Origin of the sequence: Vibrio sp. 10N.222.52.B7, assembly GCF_041474275.1 — a bacterium.
Classification (GTDB): Bacteria; Pseudomonadota; Gammaproteobacteria; order Enterobacterales; family Vibrionaceae; genus Vibrio; species Vibrio crassostreae_C.
The window spans coordinates 1-361 of the sequence record NZ_JBFRTU010000707.1; the positions used below are offsets into that span (position 1 = coordinate 1).

Below are 361 nucleotides of genomic sequence, written 5' to 3' on the forward strand. Positions count from 1 at the left end.
CACGTAACCCTCACCAAGCGACGCGACGTGATAAACAGCACATTATAGATACACTCAAAAAGCGTGCAGATTCCGGTGGAATGGTCGTCATCAATCAAGATATTTACTTACGTGATCCTATAGGTAAACAGTTTGCCGATATCATCTTTCCGGCTGCGACTTGGGGGGAAGAGGATTTCATACGCGCTAATGGTGAGCGTCGGCTGCGCCTTTACCAACAGTTCGCTGATGCGCCGGGTCAGGCTAAGCCAGACTGGTGGATCGTTGCTCAAATGGCTTCGCGAATGGGGTACGACGGGTTTGATTGGCAAAACTCGAATGACGTAGCCGAAGAGTCATCGCGATTTAGTCGCGGTAGCCG

Annotated in this window: 1 protein-coding gene; it reads left to right on the plus strand. The window is 51.0% G+C overall.

Going from position 1 to position 361, the window contains the following annotated elements; translation table 11 throughout:
• Positions 1-361: molybdopterin-dependent oxidoreductase (locus tag AB4512_RS24915; protein ID WP_372176141.1), on the plus strand; the 361-nt coding region annotated here is incomplete at both ends.